Annotated in this window: 17 protein-coding genes; 9 read left to right on the top strand and 8 right to left on the bottom strand. The window is 49.8% G+C overall.

What is annotated here, in order from left to right:
• Positions 1–9 precede the first annotated feature (9 nt).
• A complete protein-coding gene (locus NDI45_RS00340; protein WP_277879143.1) occupies positions 10–399 on the top strand; it encodes an acyltransferase in 390 nt (129 codons plus the stop codon).
• On the opposite strand, the gene NDI45_RS00345 is transcribed toward NDI45_RS00340, so the two are convergent.
• Positions 389–1576, bottom strand: coding sequence for an EcsC family protein (locus NDI45_RS00345; RefSeq protein WP_190792080.1), 1188 nt, complete (start codon positions 1574–1576; stop codon positions 389–391). The genes NDI45_RS00340 and NDI45_RS00345 overlap by 11 nt on opposite strands.
• 403 nt (positions 1577–1979) lie before the next feature.
• Between NDI45_RS00345 and NDI45_RS00350 the strand changes: the two genes are divergently transcribed.
• Entirely contained in the window at positions 1980–3203 is a 1224-nt protein-coding gene (locus NDI45_RS00350; protein ID WP_190792081.1) for a DUF4336 domain-containing protein, read from the top strand.
• A gap of 8 nt (positions 3204–3211) precedes the next feature.
• Here the strand turns inward: NDI45_RS00350 and NDI45_RS00355 are convergent, their stop codons facing one another.
• Entirely contained in the window at positions 3212–3415 is a 204-nt protein-coding gene (locus NDI45_RS00355) for a hypothetical protein (RefSeq protein ID WP_348245739.1), read from the bottom strand.
• 2 nt (positions 3416–3417) lie between these two features.
• Positions 3418–4122: a Coq4 family protein gene (locus NDI45_RS00360; protein WP_348245740.1), complete on the bottom strand. Its 705-nt coding sequence runs from the start codon at positions 4120–4122 to the stop codon at positions 3418–3420.
• 99 nt (positions 4123–4221) lie between these two features.
• On the opposite strand from NDI45_RS00360, the gene NDI45_RS00365 reads away from it, so the two are divergent.
• Positions 4222–4854 carry a TetR/AcrR family transcriptional regulator gene (locus tag NDI45_RS00365; RefSeq protein ID WP_348245741.1) on the top strand — a complete coding sequence of 211 codons (633 nt, stop codon included), beginning with the start codon at positions 4222–4224 and terminating at the stop codon, positions 4852–4854.
• 109 nt (positions 4855–4963) lie between these two features.
• Complete coding sequence (locus tag NDI45_RS00370) at positions 4964–6859, top strand: S9 family peptidase (protein ID WP_348245742.1); 1896 nt, start codon at positions 4964–4966, stop codon at positions 6857–6859.
• Positions 6860–7107: 248 nt separating this feature from the next.
• Here the strand turns inward: NDI45_RS00370 and NDI45_RS00375 are convergent, their stop codons facing one another.
• The 4 genes from NDI45_RS00375 to NDI45_RS00390 all read right to left on the bottom strand — a co-directional run bounded on the left by NDI45_RS00375 (position 7108) and on the right by NDI45_RS00390 (position 11924).
• Positions 7108–8154: a hemerythrin domain-containing protein gene (locus tag NDI45_RS00375; RefSeq protein WP_348245743.1), complete on the bottom strand. Its 1047-nt coding sequence runs from the start codon at positions 8152–8154 to the stop codon at positions 7108–7110.
• 356 nt (positions 8155–8510) lie between these two features.
• On the bottom strand, positions 8511–9623 hold the full coding sequence (locus tag NDI45_RS00380; RefSeq protein ID WP_348245744.1) for an aldo/keto reductase: 1113 nt from the start codon (positions 9621–9623) through the stop codon (positions 8511–8513).
• Positions 9624–9984: 361 nt separating this feature from the next.
• The gene (locus NDI45_RS00385; protein WP_348245745.1) at positions 9985–11349 is read right to left on the bottom strand and encodes an MATE family efflux transporter; all 1365 of its coding nucleotides are present in this window, start codon (positions 11347–11349) and stop codon (positions 9985–9987) included.
• Between the two features lie 167 nt (positions 11350–11516).
• Complete coding sequence (locus tag NDI45_RS00390) at positions 11517–11924, bottom strand: DUF4174 domain-containing protein (protein WP_348245746.1); 408 nt, start codon at positions 11922–11924, stop codon at positions 11517–11519.
• 603 nt (positions 11925–12527) lie between these two features.
• Between NDI45_RS00390 and NDI45_RS00395 the strand changes: the two genes are divergently transcribed.
• The 5 genes from NDI45_RS00395 to ilvA all read left to right on the top strand — a co-directional run bounded on the left by NDI45_RS00395 (position 12528) and on the right by ilvA (position 17409).
• A complete protein-coding gene (locus NDI45_RS00395; protein WP_190792090.1) occupies positions 12528–12758 on the top strand; it encodes a bromodomain-containing protein in 231 nt (76 codons plus the stop codon).
• Positions 12759–13159: 401 nt separating this feature from the next.
• Positions 13160–14059 (top strand): hypothetical protein, encoded by a 900-nt coding sequence (locus NDI45_RS00400; RefSeq protein WP_348245747.1) that lies wholly within the window; start codon positions 13160–13162, stop codon positions 14057–14059.
• 36 nt (positions 14060–14095) lie between these two features.
• A complete protein-coding gene (locus NDI45_RS00405; RefSeq protein ID WP_190792092.1) occupies positions 14096–14845 on the top strand; it encodes a hypothetical protein in 750 nt (249 codons plus the stop codon).
• A gap of 52 nt (positions 14846–14897) precedes the next feature.
• Positions 14898–15788 carry a hypothetical protein gene (locus NDI45_RS00410; protein ID WP_348245748.1) on the top strand — a complete coding sequence of 297 codons (891 nt, stop codon included), beginning with the start codon at positions 14898–14900 and terminating at the stop codon, positions 15786–15788.
• 109 nt (positions 15789–15897) lie between these two features.
• Positions 15898–17409 carry a threonine ammonia-lyase, biosynthetic gene (gene ilvA, locus NDI45_RS00415; RefSeq protein WP_348245749.1) on the top strand — a complete coding sequence of 504 codons (1512 nt, stop codon included), beginning with the start codon at positions 15898–15900 and terminating at the stop codon, positions 17407–17409.
• Positions 17410–17723: 314 nt separating this feature from the next.
• On the opposite strand, the gene NDI45_RS00420 is transcribed toward ilvA, so the two are convergent.
• A complete protein-coding gene (locus NDI45_RS00420) occupies positions 17724–19559 on the bottom strand; it encodes a M3 family metallopeptidase (RefSeq protein WP_348245750.1) in 1836 nt (611 codons plus the stop codon).
• Between the last annotated feature and the right edge of the window lie 61 nt (positions 19560–19620).

Genomic DNA, 19620 nt, shown 5'->3' on the forward strand with positions numbered 1-19620 from the left:
ATTGGGGAGATGACGTACATCGGTCCCTACTTTTGTGCGGCAGGTCCTGGGGACATCAAGATTGGGAAGTATTGCATGATTGCTTCGCACGCTAGTGCTTATGCAAATAACCACATTTTTTCAGATCCCAATGCTTTAATTTGTTCTCAAGGTGCAACATGCAAAGGCATTGTGATCGAGGATGATTGCTGGCTTGGTACAGGGGTGCGGGTGCTGGATGGCGTCACCATTGGCAAAGGCAGCGTGATCGGTGCCGGGGCAGTTGTCACGAAGAGCATTCCCCCTTATTCGATCGCTGTAGGTGTCCCTGCCAAAGTGATTGGTCGTCGCGGAGCCGAATCAACCGAGTTTGCCGTCCAGCCTGGGGAGCTGATTGCTAGCAATGCTGCTAGAGACTGATATTAGAAGAGCACTTCTGCTCAATTTGCTGCAAAATTGCTGCCTCTTGCTGAGAAACCGTACCATTGTTTTCCGCTAGTCGCCGACACTGTGCCAGAACAGAAACGGCAAAATCGCAATCAAGCTGCTCTAGAAGCTGATCGAGCGGCTGTGGAGATTGAATATTGGCGGCGATCGTTTTCAGCGAATTCGATTCAATCTGCAATCGCTGGAGTTCCGGGAAGATATCTTCCCAAGTTTTGTCGGGATAGCTTGCCAGAATCATGTGAACGGTAATTTGATCCATGATCGCTTGCTGGACGATCGCCCGATTGAGATACTCCTCGCTCTGCTGCTGAATTTGCTGTAGCGTTTCAGTGCTAGGTTCATCGGCTGTGGCTTGCAGTTTTGCTCCATAAAATCGGCTTGCTGCATATCCTACCGAATATAGAACCGTCGCGTTTGTACTTGCTCCAATCATTGCACCCGCAAACGGCACATTTCGCAAAAAGCCTAGTCCTGCCTTCAGGGCGTTACCGCCGCCCAATGCCAGCCCAAAAATGCCCAGCACTTCGCCTTTGCGCTCCGGGTCGTTTAAGTCTAAACCGTAAGCAGCTGCAATTTCGTACACTAGTTCCGTCTGAAGGGCAGTGGTTGCCGCCAGATCGAGTGCGAGCAGTGCGGTGGCAAATCCAGGCAAAAGGCTGGTGACAAAGCCAGAACTCCCTGCCTGCATTGCTTTTCTCACCATTAATCGATGAGCAATCTGACCGGGCGATTCGTTGGGATGCTTCTGCTGCATCTCTTTCACCGTTGCAGTCGCTTTGCTGGTGTCAACCCGATCGCTCATGCCCATGAGCCAGTCCAGCTTGAGCACCCCTGCCAATCGCCGCACAAACGGATTTCGCAGCAAAGGCAAACGACCCAAAAGGTTGAGAACCTGTCCAGCTCCCTCGGTGACCCCTCCCATCCAGCCAACTGCCCGCTGAGTTGCCGCTCCACCCACAGCCACCGCCGAGCGAGCTACGCCTTTACCACGATCGACTACTCCTCCGGCAATGCCCCGCACCCAGTCAAAGCGTCCAGATTTGTGCAACGCTTCAGAATTGGGAGATTTAGTCAATGAGGGCGGTTGCTTTACTGTTTCCCGAAGAGTCGCTTGTTCCTCGGTCAGTATTGAGTCAGGCTGCTCGGTCATGGCTGAATGACTGGTAAATATTTGTGAAAATGTCAAAGAATGAGGATCAAACTAACGAGTAAATCGTTATGCAGAATGCTTTTGTCTGCATTCGCAGAATACTTCGATCTATATCTCTATTTGTATCTGATTAATCCTATATCTGATTAATCGGGTTTAATCATTTGCTTTTTCAGGCCGATCGATTCACCTACTGGATTTGTAATAGTTTATAGACTGTTTCTGCAACGTTCCTCAACATTGGGAAAGAGAAGTTCCCCCTCAAAGGTCGTAAGTTTTGAGGCTGTAAGTTCTACAAAAGAGAGATGCTGATGAGCAAGAAGGCATCTGCTTTTTCGCAGCTCGATATACTAAATTAAGACGGCAATTAAGACGGCTAAGACGGTAGCGAAGGAGCAATCTCATGGCATATCCTTCAGACAATTCTTCTCTTACCCTGCAATCTGGCGAGAACCGGGAGCATTCCTGGCTGTACTGGTTTCTAGTTCCAGTTTACCCCTATCACAAGCGGCGTACCTTGCGGCGAGAGGTCGTCACAAATACGATCTGGACTTTTGACCAGTTGCAGGGCATTCTTTATACAATCGTTCCGGTTCGCATGACAATCGTGCGCTTGGAATCCGGTGGACTGCTCGTGTATTCACCGATCGCCCCCACCCGCGAGTGCATTCGCCTGGTGCGCGAACTAGAAGCAGAACACGGAGCCGTGCGCTATATTCTCCTCACCACTTCGTCAGGGCTAGAGCATAAGGTGTTTGTGCCGCCCTTTGCCCGTCACTTTCCCCAGGCGCAGGTGTTTGTGCCGCCGCATCAGTGGAGCTTTCCGTTTAATTTGCCCTTAAGCTGGCTAGGGTTTCCACGGGCTCGAACTCACGTTTTGCCTGCCGAAAGTCATCTGGCTCCCTTTGGCGATGAGTTTGACTATGAGTTGCTGCATATTGACCTAGGGCGCGGCTGCTTTGAAGAAGTGGCTTGCTTTCACAAAGCATCTAGGACACTGCTCGTTACCGATACCGTGCTGTCTGTGCCCGAAGAACCTCCGGCGATCGTTCAAGATGACCCTTATCCGCTCCTGTTTCATGCCCGCAATCGAGCCACCGACCCGTTTATCGACACTGAAGCAAACCGCCGCAAAGGCTGGCAGAGAATTGCTCTGTTTGCCGTCTACTTTCAGCCCGATACGCTAAAAACGCTGGGTCTGGGTCAGGCGATCCGCGATGCCTTTAAAGCCTCCGATCGATCTCTCAAAGGCTACCTAGGACTGTTTCCGTTTGATTGGAAAGAAGACTGGAAGCGATCGTTTGATGCGCTCCGGGGAAACGGTCGTCCTTTTGTTGCACCCATTCTGCAAACGCTGATTCTGGATCAGTCGCCGCAAACCGTGCTCGATTGGGCAGAGCGGGTGTCTCGCTGGCAGTTTGAACGCATTATCTCTTGTCATTTTGACGCGCCCTTTCCGGCAACCCCGCAGCAGTTTCGGCAGGCGTTTTCAATTCTCAAGCCCTCTGCTCAACCCGTCCAGTTTGGCAGCGAAAGTCACGCGCTTCCGGCTGCAGATGTGCAGTTTATTATCAAACTCGAAGAAACCTTGGATAAATTGGGTGTGACAAATCCTCCATCCCTTTAATTTTGAATTTACACCCAAAATTCGGGTTGAGTCAGGTCGATCGCGATTGCTAAAAGGTTTGCAAAATTAATCTGGCTGTAGAGTTTCCAGAATCGAATCTGGGCACGCAGGCGATCGTTCCCCCTTGAGCAAGCTGCACGGCAGAGGGTGATCACGAGTGGCAACCAGGGATAGGTGCGGCGAACAATCTGCCAGAAAAGCTTACAGGACATGGTTAAGGGCGAACGGGCTGCACATTCAGTTCTTCGCGCCATTGATCCACAGGCTTATCCCAGGCGGTTTCCCATTTTTGGGCAATCAAAGGTTTCGCCACTTTTCCCATTTGATATCCCTGAGCAATCGCCTCCAGCAGCGGATTCAGGCACTCTGGCTGAAGTATCGTTGTGGCAATTAGCGCATTCGCAATGAGCAGACTAGAGAGTGGAAGCTGAAACTGCGCCAGGTAAAAAGCCTGCAAACCAATTTCGCCCATTTCGCTCGTATCAAACCCGGTAATAATGTGCCAGATGTCGTGCGTTTTTTGCCAGCGATATTCGACGTAGTGAGTGTCCGAATCGATCGGCATCACAGGCTCAAAGGGTTGAAATCCTAACTGTTTCATGTGGCAGGCATAAACGTAGCCGAGGGAGTTTTGGGGGTACTGCAAGAGTTCGTCCAGATCATACGGTGGAGCCACATATCGTTCTGACAGAATCGCAGCAGCTTCGGGCGTTGTTTTTAGGGCGGCGATCGACAGTTGAAACGCTGGGCTATTTAGCAGACTGTTGCTTAGTTCCCACACAGGTTCCAGGCTGCCGCTTTCATCAAATAAAAGGGTGACGAATGCTTTGATTCCTCGCATTGTTTGAACGACAGGCTGAAAGCTAGTTCCAGAAGGGAGGGCAGGCAAATGATGGGCAAGTCGATGAATCGGGTGCATTGCGCAATCTCCAGGAAAAACAGGATAAAATACGAACAACGTTCATATTTTTAAAATACGAACGTTGTTCATGTTTTGTCAAGGAAAGGAGTCCATGAAATGGCAAACGATCGCCTAAAAGCCTCCACAATGCGACGACAGCCTAAGCAAAGCCGCAGCCAGGAACGGGTGCATCAGATTCTAGATGCCGCAGAGGAAGTGTTTATCGAATTAGGGTATGAACAAACCACCACACGGGCGATCGCCAGCCGTGCCGAAGTGCCGATCGGATCACTGTACCAGTTCTTTCCAGATAAAGCGGCGATCGTGCGGGCACTGGCTGATCGGTATTTTGAGCAGGAATATCGAATGTTTTTGCAGCTTCATACCGAACTGGCAGAAGTGGAAATTAGTACCTATGTCGATCGCATCATTGATGCGTTTGAGCAGTTTGCGGATGAGCGTCCTGGCTATCGCGCTGTACTGAGAGCGTTACTCAATCAAATGACCGTAACCGCTGCCAGCGCAATGAATGAATATGACCAACTTGTGTTGATGGGACTAACTAATTTTTTGTCTCAACGCAATCCTCAATTAGAGAGTGCTCAGTGCGAAATGATTGCCACGATCGTCTTCAAAGCAGCGAATGAACTGCTCTGGCTGGCAATGACCTGCGATTCTCAGCAGCGCTCGGCTGTGGTGGCTGAAACCAAGATTCTGATTACCGCATATCTGAAAACTTACCAAATTTAAGCGGTTTAGACTCAATAAAAACCCAATTTCGTTTTCATTTCCTTAAACATTTCTCCAGACATTTTTTCTGACGTTAAAATAATCTACATCAAACAATTCACCGTTTTCTATGCCTGTTCTTTCCCAAACTGAACTTAAACCTAACGATAATCTGATTCTCGATGGCATTCCTGCTATTCCTCAATCGATCGTCGAAAGCGTTAATCGCTACACCGAGTTTCGATCGGCAAGTCTTTCAAGCTGGCATCCGGTTGAGCGCTCGATGCTAATTTCCACTCGGTTTGGGCAAACGGCACAGGTGCATCAGGTTCAGTTTCCTTTGGGCAGCCGTAAGCAGTTGACCTTTTTCCCGGAACCGGTCAACGGAGCAACTTATCAGCCAACGCAGGGCGAATATTTTGTTTTTAGCAAAGACATTGGCGGGAACGAATTCAGCCAAAACTATCGCTACGATTTGGCAACCGGCCAGGTGACGCTATTAACCGACGGAACCTCAAAAAACAGTCGCGGTATCTGGTCAAAGTCGGGAATGCAAATGGTGTACACCTCGACTCGTCGCACCCAGCAAGATACCGATCTATATGTGATCGATCCGCTTCAGCCAGAACAGGATCGATTGCTGATGACGGTAGAAGGGGGAGGCTGGTTTCCGGCTGCCTGGTCAGAAGACGATCGCCACATTGCCGTCATTGAATATATTTCGATCACCGAAACCTATCTGTGGCTGGTGAATGCCCAGACCGGAGAAAAAAAGCTGCTCACGCCTAAAGGCGGCGAACCCGTGGCTTATCAGGCGGTTGTATTTGATAAACAGCGCAACGGTTTATATGTGGTATGCGATCGGGATTCAGAGTTTCTGCGATTAGCGTATCTCGATCTGGAGACGCAGGACTATACGTTTTTAACAAACTCAATTGAATGGGATATTGAACAAATTCGCTTATCCCATGATGGACGCTTGCTCGCATTCACGGCGAACGAAAATGGAATTAGCGTCCTCCATGTATTCGATACAACAACCCAACGGGAAATCCCATTACCTGCTCTGCCGATCGGTCAAGTATTTGGCTTACAGTGGCACAAAAACAACCGCGATCTGGGCTTTACGCTTATCTCTGCTCAATCGAACGCCGATGTGTATTCGCTGGATATTACGACCGGACAGATCGCTCGCTGGACCGAAAGCGAAACGGGCGGGCTGAACACCAGCAGCTTTTCTGAGCCTGAGTTAGTGCAGTGGCAAAGCTTTGACGATCGCCCCATCTCTGGATTTCTCTATCGTCCTCCCGCTCATTTTTCCGGCAAACGCCCGGTAATGATCAACATCCATGGTGGACCCGAAGGACAGTTTCGCCCCATTTTCCTGGGACGGAGCAATTACTATCTGAATGAATTGGGCGTGGCGTTGCTTTATCCCAACGTACGCGGCTCCTCTGGCTATGGCAAAACTTTTCTGAAACTGGATAACGGCTATCTGCGCGAGGATTCTGTCCAAGATATTGGCGCACTGCTTGACTGGATTAAAACCCAACCCGATCTAGATGCCAATCGCATTCTCGTCACCGGGGGCAGCTACGGCGGCTATATGTCCCTCGCAGTCGCAACGCACTATGGCGATCGAATTCGAGCGTCGATCGATATTGTCGGCATTTCTAACTTTGTTACCTTCCTCGAAAAAACAGAAGGCTATCGTCGCGATTTACGCCGCGTAGAATATGGCGATGAACGCGATCCAGAAATGCGCAAGTTTCTGCTGCAAATTTCCCCAGTGAACAACGCAGACAAAATTCAGAAACCTATGTTTGTGATTCATGGAGCAAACGACCCGCGTGTGCCGCTCAATGAAGCCGAACAGATTGTCACCACGCTAAAACAGCGTCACGTTCCAGTCTGGTATCTAGTGGCAAAAGACGAAGGACACGGTTTCTCGAAAAAACAAAACATCGATTTTCAGTTTTATTCGACGATTTTGTTTATCCAGAATTTCCTGCTAGATCAAGATTAAGGGCGACGACAAAGATTTGGGCTAGCGGTTCAATTTTAAGGGCAGCTCGACAAACCGTCCTTGAGAAATCGGTAACCTTAGCCCTGATTTTCGCTTTGGCGGGTCAGTTCATTCTGCTGCTGGTGAGTTTGCCGCTGTTCAATAATTAAGGTGCGCTACCGCAATAACGCGAATAACGCACCTACATGCAAAGCAGAAGTAATTAGCAGTGAAGCCTGTCGATTAAGCAATCAAACTAAACAGCAAGATTACACCGAAGCCATCATGTCCTGCTGAATTTTGCGCTTCACTTCTTTGAATTGGCTTGCCATTTGTTCTTTTTGCGCGTCGCTGCAATTTTTGTCGATCGCCGCAAACATGGTGCTTTCTTCCTGACGAATGTGGTCGCCCAGATGAGTCATCAGGTCTTTGATCTTCGAGCGGAACAGGTCGGCATTTGCAGCAGGATCCATCGCCCTGATTTCCTCCAGCATCGGTCGCCATTCAGCCTGTTCGTCGTAGAGTTCCTGAGTATTCTCATCGCCATAAAACGATCGAATGGCAGGATAGACCACTTCCTCTTCGGCTTGCGCATGTACCAGGATGTCTTTATAAAGCTGACCGAAGTATTCTTGCAGCTTCTGAGGATCTTTGGTTGCGCCAATTTCAGTGAAGATAGTATTCACTTTGTTGTGGTCTAGCCGAATCAGGGTTTGGATATTCATGTCCTGTTTATCGGTGTTTTGGGTGATGACGCTACCCGCAACGCCCGACAATGCCGCAACCGCATCCTGAACTCGTGCCCAAATTCCCTGATCGGCATCCATGCCGGTCATTTCGCGCACGCCTGCCTGTTCGAGCATTCCTTTGAGCTGCTCCTGGTGTGCCCGACCTTCAAAGTTAACGGTATTCAGGGGACCGATCGCCACCTCAATGTCTGCTCCTACTTTCTGAGCCGCTTTGTGAATATTAATGCCGCTCATAGCTTGACCATGCTTCATCAACTCGTGGTGAATCAGCTTTTGGTAGAAGGTGAAATCATCGCCCTCCATCATTTGCTCAAAATTCTTGACAAAGATGTGGGTGGCAGGACTCGGCTCTGCTTGAATGCCGTACTGAACAATTACCGTTTCGATAATGCCCAGATTCTTTTGATCGTCTTCGAGCATATTTTGCAAACGATCGCGGATATCTTCGTAGGGGCAAACGTCGATTAACTTTTGGTCATTTGAAAGAATAAGTTTTTGAAAAGTAAGCAAATCGGCTAAGCGTTCACCAATTAACTGCCGCTTTGTATCATCCAGTTTGGATACCATGCTGATTTCTCCACGAAGAAATAATTTGATTTACCATTCAAGCCACTTCAAAAGACACGGCACTTTGTCCTGTCTTTCAGTGACAAGAGATTTGAGTTTTTAATTCTGCAAACAATCTGATTTTCTAGATAATTTTGGTTTTGTTCACCCAACTCCAGTTAGATGTTGCAGTTAGATATTTTGTTGAAGCTCTACCCAGGCGATCGTATTTCTCTTCCTGAAGCAGGAGTCAATTGAAACGGATCGAAATTGTGAACCAACTGCCCCTATCAAAATGTCAAAATCGCGCAGAATTTCAAAATTGCGAAAGGATGACGTGAGGCGATCGATCATTGGTTTCAGTCAACGACTCGTCCTCAGGACACCCCTGCACCGCCCGATTCAAATAAAACATTCGGATAATAGCCTGTCGGTTTTTGTCCTACCGTTGCGCCGCCGTGAATCATGCCCTGGATCTCGGAGCCAAAGAAACTGTAGGGGAACTGAAGCTCAGGACGGCTGACGGCTTCTAATCGCTGCAATTGCTCCGTCGGAATTTCAAACTCTAACGATCGCAGATTGTCTTCAAGCTGAGATAGCTTCGTTGCGCCAACAATCACCGAGCTAACCCCTGGACGAGAAGCAGCCCAATTGACCGCCACCTGCGCCATGCTGCGCCCCAATTCTTTTGCAACCTGCTCCAGTTCTGCCACAATTTTCCAGTTGCGATCGTTCAACTTTTGAAACGCCGGATTCTGAACGCCTTTCACCGTTTCTAAACGCCCTTCGCCAAGCGATCCGCCGTCACTCGGCTTATATTTGCCGCTGAGCAAACCGCTTGCCAGAGGACTCCACACCATCACGCCCATGCCCAGTTCCGCCCCCAGGGAAATAAACTCCCGCTCGATGTTGCGCTCGACCAGCGAATACTCAAGCTGAAGCGTCGAAATTGGCTCATAGCCGCGCCACTCTGCCAGGGTTTGTGCCCGTGCTGCATACCAGGCAGGAACGTCGCTTAAACCCACATGACGCACCTTGCCCGATCGCACCAGATCATCCAGGGTTCGCATGACTTCTTCGGCAGGAGTCACACAATCCCAGGTGTGCAGAATGTAGAGATCAATATAGTCTGTGCCTAATCGCTTCAGCGATCCTTCAACCGCTCTCAAAATATTCTTGCGTCCATTTCCCCCCGCATTCGGATTTCCGGGTTCCGCATTATAGGAAAACTTGGTGGCGATGATTACTCGATCGCGTAAGTTTCGTTCTGCAACAAATTGACCCAGCCACGTCTCACTCGTTCCGCCCGTGTATAAATCCGCCGTGTCAATTAAGTTTCCGCCTACATCCACAAACGTATTAAATAGCTGCTGCGCGGTTGCCTGATCTGCTCCCCAGCCCCATTCCGTTCCAAAGGTCATTGTTCCCAGTGCCAGGCGGCTCACCCGCAACCCTGATCGTCCCATGGTGTAATACTGATTCAGCGCCATATTCCCGTCCTCTCCTTCGTTTTCTCCTTAATGTACATTGAGCACCGGATTGACCTACTGCATTGACTCACTCGATCAGCAGACTCAGCAGACAAACTTTTTCGAGTTCAGGCTTAGAGCCAAACCCTCAATGATCGAACGATAATTACGCTAAGCGGTCGGGAATGGGTTTGAGAGAATATACGCGCCAGAAGAAAGCATCGGCTGTGTGCTGATCCCATCGAGAAGAACGAATCATGCTGAATTGTCTCGGAATGAATTTCGATGCAATTCATGATGCATTTAGTATAGAAAATTCAGCCAGGGCAAAGATGTTTAATTCTGACGTGGATTTATCAAATTCTTGCAGAGCTAGACGATGCTAGACGATCGCCTTTTGCCACGTTCCGCGCCGCAGCACCACCAGCAGTAAAAACGCCCGAATTAGCCAATCACAAGTTGAGCCCAGCCAGACTCCCGCCAGACCCCAGCCCAGCACCCAGACAAAGCTGGAAGTGGCAATCAGCCGAATCACAAACCAGCCCAGCGTTGCAATTACAAATGCGCTGCGGGTGGCTCCTGCGCCTCTCAAGGCTTGCTCTAGCACTAAACTAGTTGCCATAAACGGCTGTGCTAGCGCAGCAATAGCCAGGCAAGGAATTCCGATCGCAAGAATTTGATCATCCTGGGTGAAAATCCTTAGCAAACCACCGGGAACTGCGAGAAACAGCAGCGCAAAGCAGCCCAATAGCGCGATCGCCATCGTCATTCCGGCAAAAACGCCGCGCATCGCTTCCTCTGGTTTTCCGGCTCCCAATCGCTGAGCCACGATCGCTGCTACTGCAATGCCAAACCCGTCCGCCGACAAAAAGCAAATTGCCTCCAGTCCTAGCAGTGCCTCGTGGGTTGCCATTGCGGTACTGCCCAGGCTGCTGATAATCGCCGTGAATCCCAGATACCCGATGCTGCGGCACAATCGCTCCCCCAATGTTGGAAACGCCACCCGCATCACCCGACTCAAAGCCGATCGCTCCGCCGCATTCCAGACCAACGCTTTACCCTGATCGATAAAGCTCAGTACCCCCTGCGGCCGACTCAGCACCCACAGTAGCCATCCGGCGTTAAAAATCATCGCAATTGCACTGCCGATCGCCGCTCCAGCCACGCCCAGCTCAGGAAATCCGCCGCGACCGTAAATCAGCAAATAATCAATGCCCAAATTCACCAAATTGGCAATGCCCGCCACAACAAACGGCGTACGGCTATTTCCGGCAGCTTGCAGCATTGCGGCAGCCGTAGTTGCCAGCAGATCAAATGGCAGAGCAAAGAGAATGATCTTCAGAAAGTGATTGGCAGCGTCATAAACCTCTGGCGTGACACCCGGAAACAGGGTAAGCATCCTGTCTAGTCCCAGCCAGCTCACCCCACTTGCTGCAATTCCCACTCCCAGGGCAAACACCAAACTCGCCCGTACCGTTGCCGTTGCCAGAGTCCGATCGCCTGCCCCCACCGCTCGCCCAACTAGTGCCACCGAGCCGATCGAAAACGCAGACAGCAAACCGCTAATGCACCAGAGCAGTGGACTCGTTAATCGAAAAGCCGCCAGCGCATCGGTGCTGTAGTGCCCTAGCATGGCGCGATCGACTAAATAGAACAGGGTATGAAAAAAAGATTGGGCGATCGTTGGCAGCGCAAGCTGAAGAACCGCCCGATTGAGATTGGGATGAGCTGAATAAGTTGCAGACAAAATAAAACCTGAAGCATCAAAACGTACTGCTCTAGCTTAAGAGGTCGATAGATTCTTCTATTGCAGATTAATGCAGGGAATTGCCCAACCGAACTCCGCTGAGGATGCCCAATTCAGCCCTAGATCCTTCTAGCCGTTCACGTTTTGACTTTTTAACGTCAGATTAATTACCGTTTATGCTGCATCTCGTATTGGCGCATTGCCATCGCATCGACCGCTGCAAACAGCTCTCTAGCTGAAATTGGCTTTGCATAGCGATGCTTTTGAGTTCCATCTTTGCCTACTAAAATCACCGCAAACTCATCTGGCTCCACGGCAAATTGCATTCGAATCTGCTCGGCGATCGGCTCAGAGATTGCTGTTTGGTCGGCGTGGCTCTCTCCATCCTGAAAAAGATAAACCAGTTTTAACTCCCGCTCCTGCAATCCGCCTTGTTCTCTTCTAAGCAACATAATTTGCTCTTGAAAATCAGAATCCTGCTCGGTCGGAGAAAAGATCAGTAGAGCGCGATAGTGCCACTGATAGTTATCAAGATGAAAACTGTTTTTTGTCTCTGTACCGATTTGCATACCCATTGAACTTATCCTATTTTTTATGATTTGTTTTATGTTTCTAATTTAATGTTTTTATTTAAGCAATGGCTCTACCAGCAGATACATCGATCGTCCTCCTAGGGAATCAGCTTGAAACGCTCCTTTATCGACTGATTTTCACTACCATTAAAGGTTAATAAAAGATTAATAAAAGAATCTGCTTTTTCTTCTTAATGTTCTCCTTTAGTGAGTTAGCGAAAGTGGGTTAGCGAATTCCTTATTATTCCTTATTGGTCAGTATTTGTTATTTGTCAGTGTTTGTTAACACATTTGTTAGTAGCTACCAAGAACGCTCCTGATCCAAAAACGAATTGAACTCATCCCTCCAGGGTGTGCTTTCAAAGCCTCAAAGCCTCTCAATCGCTGATGGTGCAAGACTGCCAATCCACTCAAGCTCCGCAGTTCTGGAAGATTCAGGGAGCGATGCAGGACTCTGAAGCCCATTGCTTAAAGTTTTGTTTGAAGTGTTAAGACATGTTTTGAACAAAGCAATTTAACCAGAGTCACCCTTTGATAGAGGCTGGTCAAACGATCGTGACTTAGCGTGAGCTCATCATTTCATTTATCTGATTTAGGGACTACAAGATGGACTTTAAATACCGATGGAAGAATGGTGCGCCGCCAACGCGAGATCAGGCAGCAACCAGTGATAGTTTGCTTGATGAAAGTCAGTTTACAGACGAAAAAGATCGGCAAATGGCGGAAGAAACGGCGCGAAAACAATTAGATGTCCCGACCCGAATTCCTGATGAAGATCGTCCTGCTCTGCCTCATGCTGCACCAAACCCGGTAGAAGGCGAAGAAATTCAGCAATAAAAAGCGGTGAGAAATAAAACTCTTACCTTTGAATAACTCAAATTTCTACGATCTATACCGTTTGGACAGGATAGTTTTCGGATTGAATGGTTAGGTTATAAGTAATCGCACCTGGCAAGCGTACAAAGTCTCACGATTAGTTAGCCTAATTAATCTATTAGTTAGCCTAATTAACTCAAGAGGAATTTTCTCAAGTGCATTTTCATCGCCTGCACTCTCATTGCAATCAGAAACTCGTAATGAGAAACAAGCTTCTAGCTTGAGGATGTCTTTGAGAATGACTTACCGCGTGCCATCCATTCGTTTAATAGCAACGACATTTGTTTGATAGTAACGACAGTAACAGATTATCTAGCGATCGAATTGTCGAAGTTTAATGCAAAGTTAAGGAGAGAAATCCGATGAGTAACCCACAGTCTTCTAGCCAGTTTGAGCAAACTCCTCAAGCAACAAGCACGGTTCAATCAACTCAACCAATTCAACAGCCCACCGATATTCATCTGCCTTCTGCTTCTGCTCCCATTCAGACTCCCATTCAAACTCCTGTTCAGACTCCCGTCCAGCCGACCAGTACTGAGCAGCCGTCTAAAACTCAGTCCCCCTTGAAAGGAATGAACCCTGCACTAGGCAGAGTTCTGCTGGGCGGCTTGATTGGCGGTACGCTGGGGTCGCTTGCAGCCGCTTTAGCTAGCCGGAAAACTTCTGAAGGGTTCAATCGTGCTGCTGAAGGAACCAAGAGCGCGTTTGGAACGATCGGTACGGGATTGAGTCAGGCAGCAAAAGGCGTTGGAGACGCAGCCAAGAGCATCGGTGGCGGAATTAGCTATGCGGTCGTTGGCAATGCCCAGGATACGACTCAAGGCCTCGTAGAAGGAGCACAGCAGATTGGGAACGTAGCCTCTAGCGCAGTGCAATCGACTACTGAAGCGATCGGGGCAGCAGGACAAAAAGTATCCGATCAGGTTGCATCGGTCAGCCAGTCGGCCGGAGCAATAGGCCAAAAAGTGTCCGATCAGGTTGCATCGGTCGGTCAGCCCGCTCAGTCCTCGATGGAAAATGCTTCCCAGTTTGCAGGCAGCAGCATGGAGCAACAGTCGGATTTGCTGTCGGCAGACCAGGGCGAAGCAGACATGATTGCGGCAGTCATTTTAGAGGCGATCGAGGAAGAGGCTCTTGCTCAGGGAGAATCCTCGTTGCCCGACTTGATTATCTTGCAAGAAGAGAATCCGCAGATTCTGATGCAGGACAACCCGTTTTCTGATGTTGAATCAGCAAAATCCAGTGAATATTTCAGCGAATAGTCGGGTGAGTTAATCAGCGACGCAGAGGACAATACAATGGTCAGCATTAATGAAGCTGTGGAAAACTCTGTGGAAAACACAGAGCGCAGTACTGATTACGGAATTAGTCCGGCGATCGATCCGGCCATTGATCAGATGATTGATCAGGCAATGGATCAGGCGATAGATCAGGAAACAAGCCAAAGCATCAATCAGACTGAACTGAATCAGGCTTCTGAAGCAGCAAGGTCTGGATTGGGCAAAGTTGCACTCGGTGTTTTGGTTGGGGCAACGCTGGGCGGAATTGCCGGAGCGTTATCAAACCGGAACGTGGTCGATCGCATTAATCAGACCGTGCAAGGAGCCGGAAATGCCGTCAAGAAGGCGGCAACAAGCGTTGATGAAACCCTCCGCGGGGTCGGAGATGCTATTTCTAGCGTGGCAACCGGAGTCAATGGCACGGTTAAGGACGTCGGAGACAGCATCAAGAATGCAGCGGATGGAGTCAGCGGGACAGTGCAAGAAACCGTTAATGCGGTGAAGACCACTGCTTCTGATGTAAACGGCACAGTCCAAAACACGGTGAACGTGGTTAAGGACACCGCTGCAACCATGAATCAGACCGTGGGTGAAAATGTCGGAGACACGGTGAAGAATGCTGTGGAAAACACGATCGACACAGTGAGCCAGGTGACCAGCGACACGGATGCGGAAACGAGTTCGTCTGCTGGAAGCGATGTCAGTTCACCCAAGTCTGAAACGCTGTATCGGCTTGTTCCGGTCGATTCCGGTTCATCCGATCGCTAATTGCCTGTCTCGTCTATTAACCATATCAACCGTTATCCAGTAAGTGTTCATTATGGGTTGGCTACCAAAATTCTTCAGCAAGAATACCGCTCAGCAGGTTCAACCGTCGGCAGATTTCAGCCCGAGCCCAACGCCCACGACGATGACGCAGCTTGTGGTTGAACAAACAATTATGACAGCCGCAAACTGGCTGGTTCATTTTGTCAACCGCAGTCTGGAAGCCAAAGCTACTGCACCCGTCGCGCCGCCAGAATCGCCCTCTGGCGAAAAAGCAGATCAGGTTCCTGTTGAATCTCCTCCTGATACCGTTGAAATTCTGGTTGCCAGACTTGGAACCTTACTGGAGCAAGCTTACGATCGCAATCAGGCAACTGCTGCCCTAGCAGACTCTTTGGAGGAACGCTTGAATGCGATCGAGGCTTCCTTAAAGCAAAACCAGCTTCAGAATCAATCCCAACCGCCTATTCAAGCGTTAGTTCAAGCATTTTCCCGCCTGGAGAACCGAATTAACCAGCTTGAAGCGCGAATTAATCCAATCGATCCACAGGCGATCGACGCGTCGCTTCAGATCAATCAACAGATGAATCATCAGTTGCAGCAGGCGAATCAGGTTCTCAGTCAAGAGGTGCAAGCACTCAAGCCAGCCTTGGCTGTGCTAGAAAATCGTCTGGTTCCAATCGAAAATTTTGCGGAACACGGCAAGGCGATTATCAATAGTCTTGCTCAAGCCCAACAAGACACCGAAACCCTGGAGAGCCGGATCGATCACTTAGAAAAACTTCTAGCTCAGTTTCGCCTGATCCCTAAACTGGTGGAAGGAAACTATCGGGCGATCGTCAGGTTGCAGCAGCACTTGCAGCATTCGTCTGAATTAAGCAGCATTGGCCAAAGAAATGGGAATGGAGAAACGGCGAACGTGGTGCCGATCGCTAAAGCCAGGTAATGGCATCTTAATGCGATGAAGGAATAAAGAAACAAGACGGCAGATCACAGGTGGCAGCGCAAGTAGCGTAAAATTGTCATCCAGCGGGATCTGCAATTCTTTAACCTTCATGCGCTCTGACTACCTGGAACGGATTTTAACGGCTCGCGTCTACGATGTTGCCCAGGAAACGCCCCTGGATTATGCGCCAAACCTATCTCGCCGTCTGAATAATCGTCTGCTGCTGAAGCGAGAAGATATGCAGTCGGTTTTTTCATTTAAGCTGCGCGGCGCATACAACAAAATGGTAAAGTTGCCGCTCGATCTGCTGGCACAGGGGGTAATTGCGGCGTCGGCAGGCAACCATGCTCAGGGTGTGGCACTGGGGGCGAAGCAGCTCGGAACTCGTGCGATTATCGTCATGCCAATCACCACGCCCCAGGTAAAGATTGAGGCGGTGAAGTCGCGGGGCGGAGAAGTGGTGCTGCACGGCGATACTTATGATGATGCCTATGCCCACGCCCGTCAGCTTGAAGCCGAGAAGGGAATGACGTTTATCCATCCCTTTGACGACCCGGATGTCATTGCCGGACAAGGGACGATCGGCATGGAAATTTTGCGCCAGTGTCAGCAGCCGATTCATGCGATCTTTGTGGCGATCGGTGGCGGTGGACTCATTTCGGGTATTGCTGCCTATGTCAAACGACTTCATCCTGAAATCAAAATTATTGGCGTTGAACCTGTTGATGCCGATGCAATGTATCAGTCGCTTAAGGCAGGGGAGCGCATCAAACTGCCGCAGGTGGGTTTATTTGCCGATGGAGTTGCAGTGCGGCAGGTGGGCGAAGAAACCTTTCGGCTCTGTCAGCAGTATGTAGACGAAATTATCCTGGTTGATACCGACGATACCTGCGCCGCAATCAAAGATGTGTTTGAAGACACGCGATCGATCCTCGAGCCTGCCGGGGCACTAGCGATCGCAGCCGCTAAAACGTATGTGGAGCGTGAAGGCATCGAGTCCCAAACGCTGATTGCGGTTGCCTGCGGAGCCAACATGAACTTCGATCGCCTACGGTTTGTGGCAGAACGGGCAGAACTGGGCGAACGGCGCGAAGCCATCTTTGCCGTCACGATTCCAGAGGAGCGGGGCAGCTTGCGAAAGTTCTGCGAATGTATCGGCAGACGCAACTTAACCGAGTTCAACTACCGAATTGCAGACGATCGCGAAGCGCATATCTTTGTGGGGGTGCAGATCGAGAACCGTGCCGATGCCGCTCGAATGGTGCAAACCTTTGAAGGATGCGGCTTCAAAACCCTCGACCTCACAGATAACGAACTAGCAAAATTGCACCTGCGGCACATGGTCGGCGGACGATCGCCGCTGGCAGAAAACGAACTGCTCTACCGCTTCGAGTTTCCCGAACGTCCGGGGGCACTGATGAAATTTGTCACCTCAATGAGTCCAAACTGGAATATCAGCCTGTTCCACTACCGCAACCACGGCTCCGACTGCGGCAGAATCGTCGTCGGCATGCAGGTTCCCCCTCAGGAAATGAACGAGTGGCAAGCTTTTCTAGAAACGCTCGGCTATCGCTACTGGGATGAAAATCAGAATCCGGCGTATAAACTATTCCTCGCATAGTGTTGGTCATGAAGGCCCTCATTAGACAAGCTAAGTTGTCAGCCAGGATTAGGTCAAACAAAGACTGTTTGACTCTAAACTCAATTTCTATCAGCTAATTTCTATCAGTTGTAGATTCAGGTGTGGATAAAGACCATCAGAGCGTTCAATAGAGAAAGTTTGCCTTCTGCTCAATACTCCAGAAGGGCTTGTCGAATATCCCACATTACAGGAAAGCTGGATTCAACGAAGGGGCAGGTTCTCCGAAAGCCTTGAAAGACGATCGCCCTAAACCCACCCCCTCAATAATCAAATCAACAATTACAAATCAATAACTACAGCGCAGCCTGAAGCTGATCGAGCAAACCTTCCACGTAGTTCAGCGCGTTCTTAATCGTGGTTGGGTCTTCAATATCCACATCCACATACTGACGCAGAGCCGTTACCTGATCGAGGCTGCTGCCCGATGCCAGGAGTTCCAGATAGCCGGGGATGAAGTCTTTGCCAACTTCGCGGTATTTCTGGTAGCAGGCAAGGCTGACGATGTTGGAGGCGGTGTACTGGTAGCAGTAGAACGGCTTGAAGTAGATATGCCCGATTCGTGCCCAGTCATACTGATGCTCCGGCAGGAGTTCTACCGCATCGCCGCAAAGCTCTTGATACAGATTCATCCACTGCTCGTTCACAAACTTGTGATCAAAACTGCCCTGCGCGGCACGATCGTGAATCGCTAGTTCCAATCGACTGATCGTGCTTTGGCGGAACAGCAGATTGAGCTGATCTTCGAGCTGACGAGTAATCAGGGTTTTGGTTAGCGTTTTGTCGTCTGCCGCTTGCTTCAGCAAATAGTCCAGCAGCAATAGCTCATTAAACGTGGAGGCGATTTCTGCCAGCACCATCGGTGGATTGCTGTTGAAATAGGATTGGCGATCGTCAATCCAGGCGAAGTGCAGCCCGTGACCCATTTCGTGCGCCAGGGTAAACAGCGAGCTATAGTCTTCGGTGTAGGACAGCAGCAGATAGCTGTGTTTGCCGTAGCTGTAGGCGCAAAAAGCTCCGCCCCGCTTACCAGGACGCACTTTGGCATCGACCCAGTTTTTCACAAAGAACTCTTCGGCGCGACGGGCATAGTTCACATCAAACTGCTCTAGTGCTGCAAGCAGAGTTTCAACGCCGTTCTGGTAGGGAATCGGGGCAACTGAACCCGGATCACTTGTCCAGGGAGCGTAAATATCGCAGATGCGAATCGGCTGTCCGAGAGACTGTGCTTTTAGTTTGTAATATCGCTGGAACAGCTCAAAGCGATCGTGCGTTCCCTCCATAATGGCGCGGAAGACAGGTTCAGACACTTCATCGGCTAAAAGCTGTTTGTGCAATGTGGAGGAGTAGCCGCGCATCTGGCTTTCCATCCGGTGATCCTGCGCCACGGTATTGAGGATATAGCCGTATAGCGAGTTGTGCTGCTGCATCACCTTTCGCACCGATCGATATGCCTCATCGCGCACATTGCAATCGGGATGAAACAGCAGCGATCCCAGTTCAGCTTCGGTGCTGGCGGTTTTACCGTCTGGGGTAGTGACAGGCTCGTATTCCTGTTCGCCCAAGTGAACCGATCGAAGCTGAATAAATGCCTGCCGTCCGGTGAGGCTGTCCTGGTTGCGGGTTTGTTCGACGGCTTCTGGAAGGGTATGCGGTCGGAATTGGGCGATGCGATCGAGATAGTGCTGGTAGTTTTGCAGTTCGGGGGCAGCGCGAAGCTCGCTAAACTTTGCCTCGTCAATGCCTTGAAGCTCTAGATCGAAGAACAAAAGCTGATTCTCAATCTCCGTCAGAGCTTCCATCGCCTTATCGAGAAACTGTTTTGCCTCTGTGTTGCGCGTGTCGGCAGAGAAAACTAGCGACGGAAAGGAGTACAGATAGCCCGATTGGGCAGCGATCGATTCGAGCTGTTTGAGGGCATCGGCAACTTCAGCGGGGGAAAGCTGAGCCACCTGTTCCCGATAGCGCGATCGAAAGGTCTGAGCGGTTTGGCGCAGCGATTCTAAGTCCTGCGTAAGCTTGGGATCGTCAAAACCTTGATACAAATCCCGCAGATCCCACTCTTGCGGCTCATGAAGTTGAGCAACGTCAGTTTTCGGGGCGGATGCAGAAATAGAAGAATCAGGACTCATAGAATATTTGCTTGATTTTTGATTTATCACAATCACAGCTAGCCCTGATGTGGGCTATTTT

Origin of the sequence: Leptolyngbya sp. GB1-A1, assembly GCF_039962475.1 — a bacterium.
Classification (GTDB): Bacteria; Cyanobacteriota; Cyanobacteriia; order Elainellales; family Elainellaceae; genus Leptolyngbya_A.

Bases quoted from the DNA above. Each gene is read 5' to 3' on its own strand.
- NDI45_RS00420 (WP_348245750.1), bottom strand. From the start codon at position 19,559: ATGAGTCCTGATTCTTCTATTTCTGCATCCGCCCCGAAAACTGACGTT.
- NDI45_RS00370 (WP_348245742.1), top strand. From the start codon at position 4,964: ATGCCTGTTCTTTCCCAAACTGAACTTAAACCTAACGATAATCTGATT.
- NDI45_RS00390 (WP_348245746.1), bottom strand. From the start codon at position 11,924: ATGGGTATGCAAATCGGTACAGAGACAAAAAACAGTTTTCATCTTGAT.
- NDI45_RS00365 (WP_348245741.1), top strand. From the start codon at position 4,222: ATGGCAAACGATCGCCTAAAAGCCTCCACAATGCGACGACAGCCTAAG.
- NDI45_RS00380 (WP_348245744.1), bottom strand. From the start codon at position 9,623: ATGGCGCTGAATCAGTATTACACCATGGGACGATCAGGGTTGCGGGTG.
- NDI45_RS00375 (WP_348245743.1), bottom strand. From the start codon at position 8,154: ATGGTATCCAAACTGGATGATACAAAGCGGCAGTTAATTGGTGAACGC.
- NDI45_RS00345 (WP_190792080.1), bottom strand. From the start codon at position 1,576: ATGACCGAGCAGCCTGACTCAATACTGACCGAGGAACAAGCGACTCTT.
- NDI45_RS00405 (WP_190792092.1), top strand. From the start codon at position 14,096: ATGGTCAGCATTAATGAAGCTGTGGAAAACTCTGTGGAAAACACAGAG.
- NDI45_RS00360 (WP_348245740.1), bottom strand. From the start codon at position 4,122: ATGCACCCGATTCATCGACTTGCCCATCATTTGCCTGCCCTCCCTTCT.
- NDI45_RS00355 (WP_348245739.1), bottom strand. From the start codon at position 3,415: ATGTCCTGTAAGCTTTTCTGGCAGATTGTTCGCCGCACCTATCCCTGG.
- NDI45_RS00340 (WP_277879143.1), top strand. From the start codon at position 10: ATGACGTACATCGGTCCCTACTTTTGTGCGGCAGGTCCTGGGGACATC.
- NDI45_RS00395 (WP_190792090.1), top strand. From the start codon at position 12,528: ATGGACTTTAAATACCGATGGAAGAATGGTGCGCCGCCAACGCGAGAT.
- ilvA (WP_348245749.1), top strand. From the start codon at position 15,898: ATGCGCTCTGACTACCTGGAACGGATTTTAACGGCTCGCGTCTACGAT.
- NDI45_RS00410 (WP_348245748.1), top strand. From the start codon at position 14,898: ATGGGTTGGCTACCAAAATTCTTCAGCAAGAATACCGCTCAGCAGGTT.
- NDI45_RS00400 (WP_348245747.1), top strand. From the start codon at position 13,160: ATGAGTAACCCACAGTCTTCTAGCCAGTTTGAGCAAACTCCTCAAGCA.
- NDI45_RS00350 (WP_190792081.1), top strand. From the start codon at position 1,980: ATGGCATATCCTTCAGACAATTCTTCTCTTACCCTGCAATCTGGCGAG.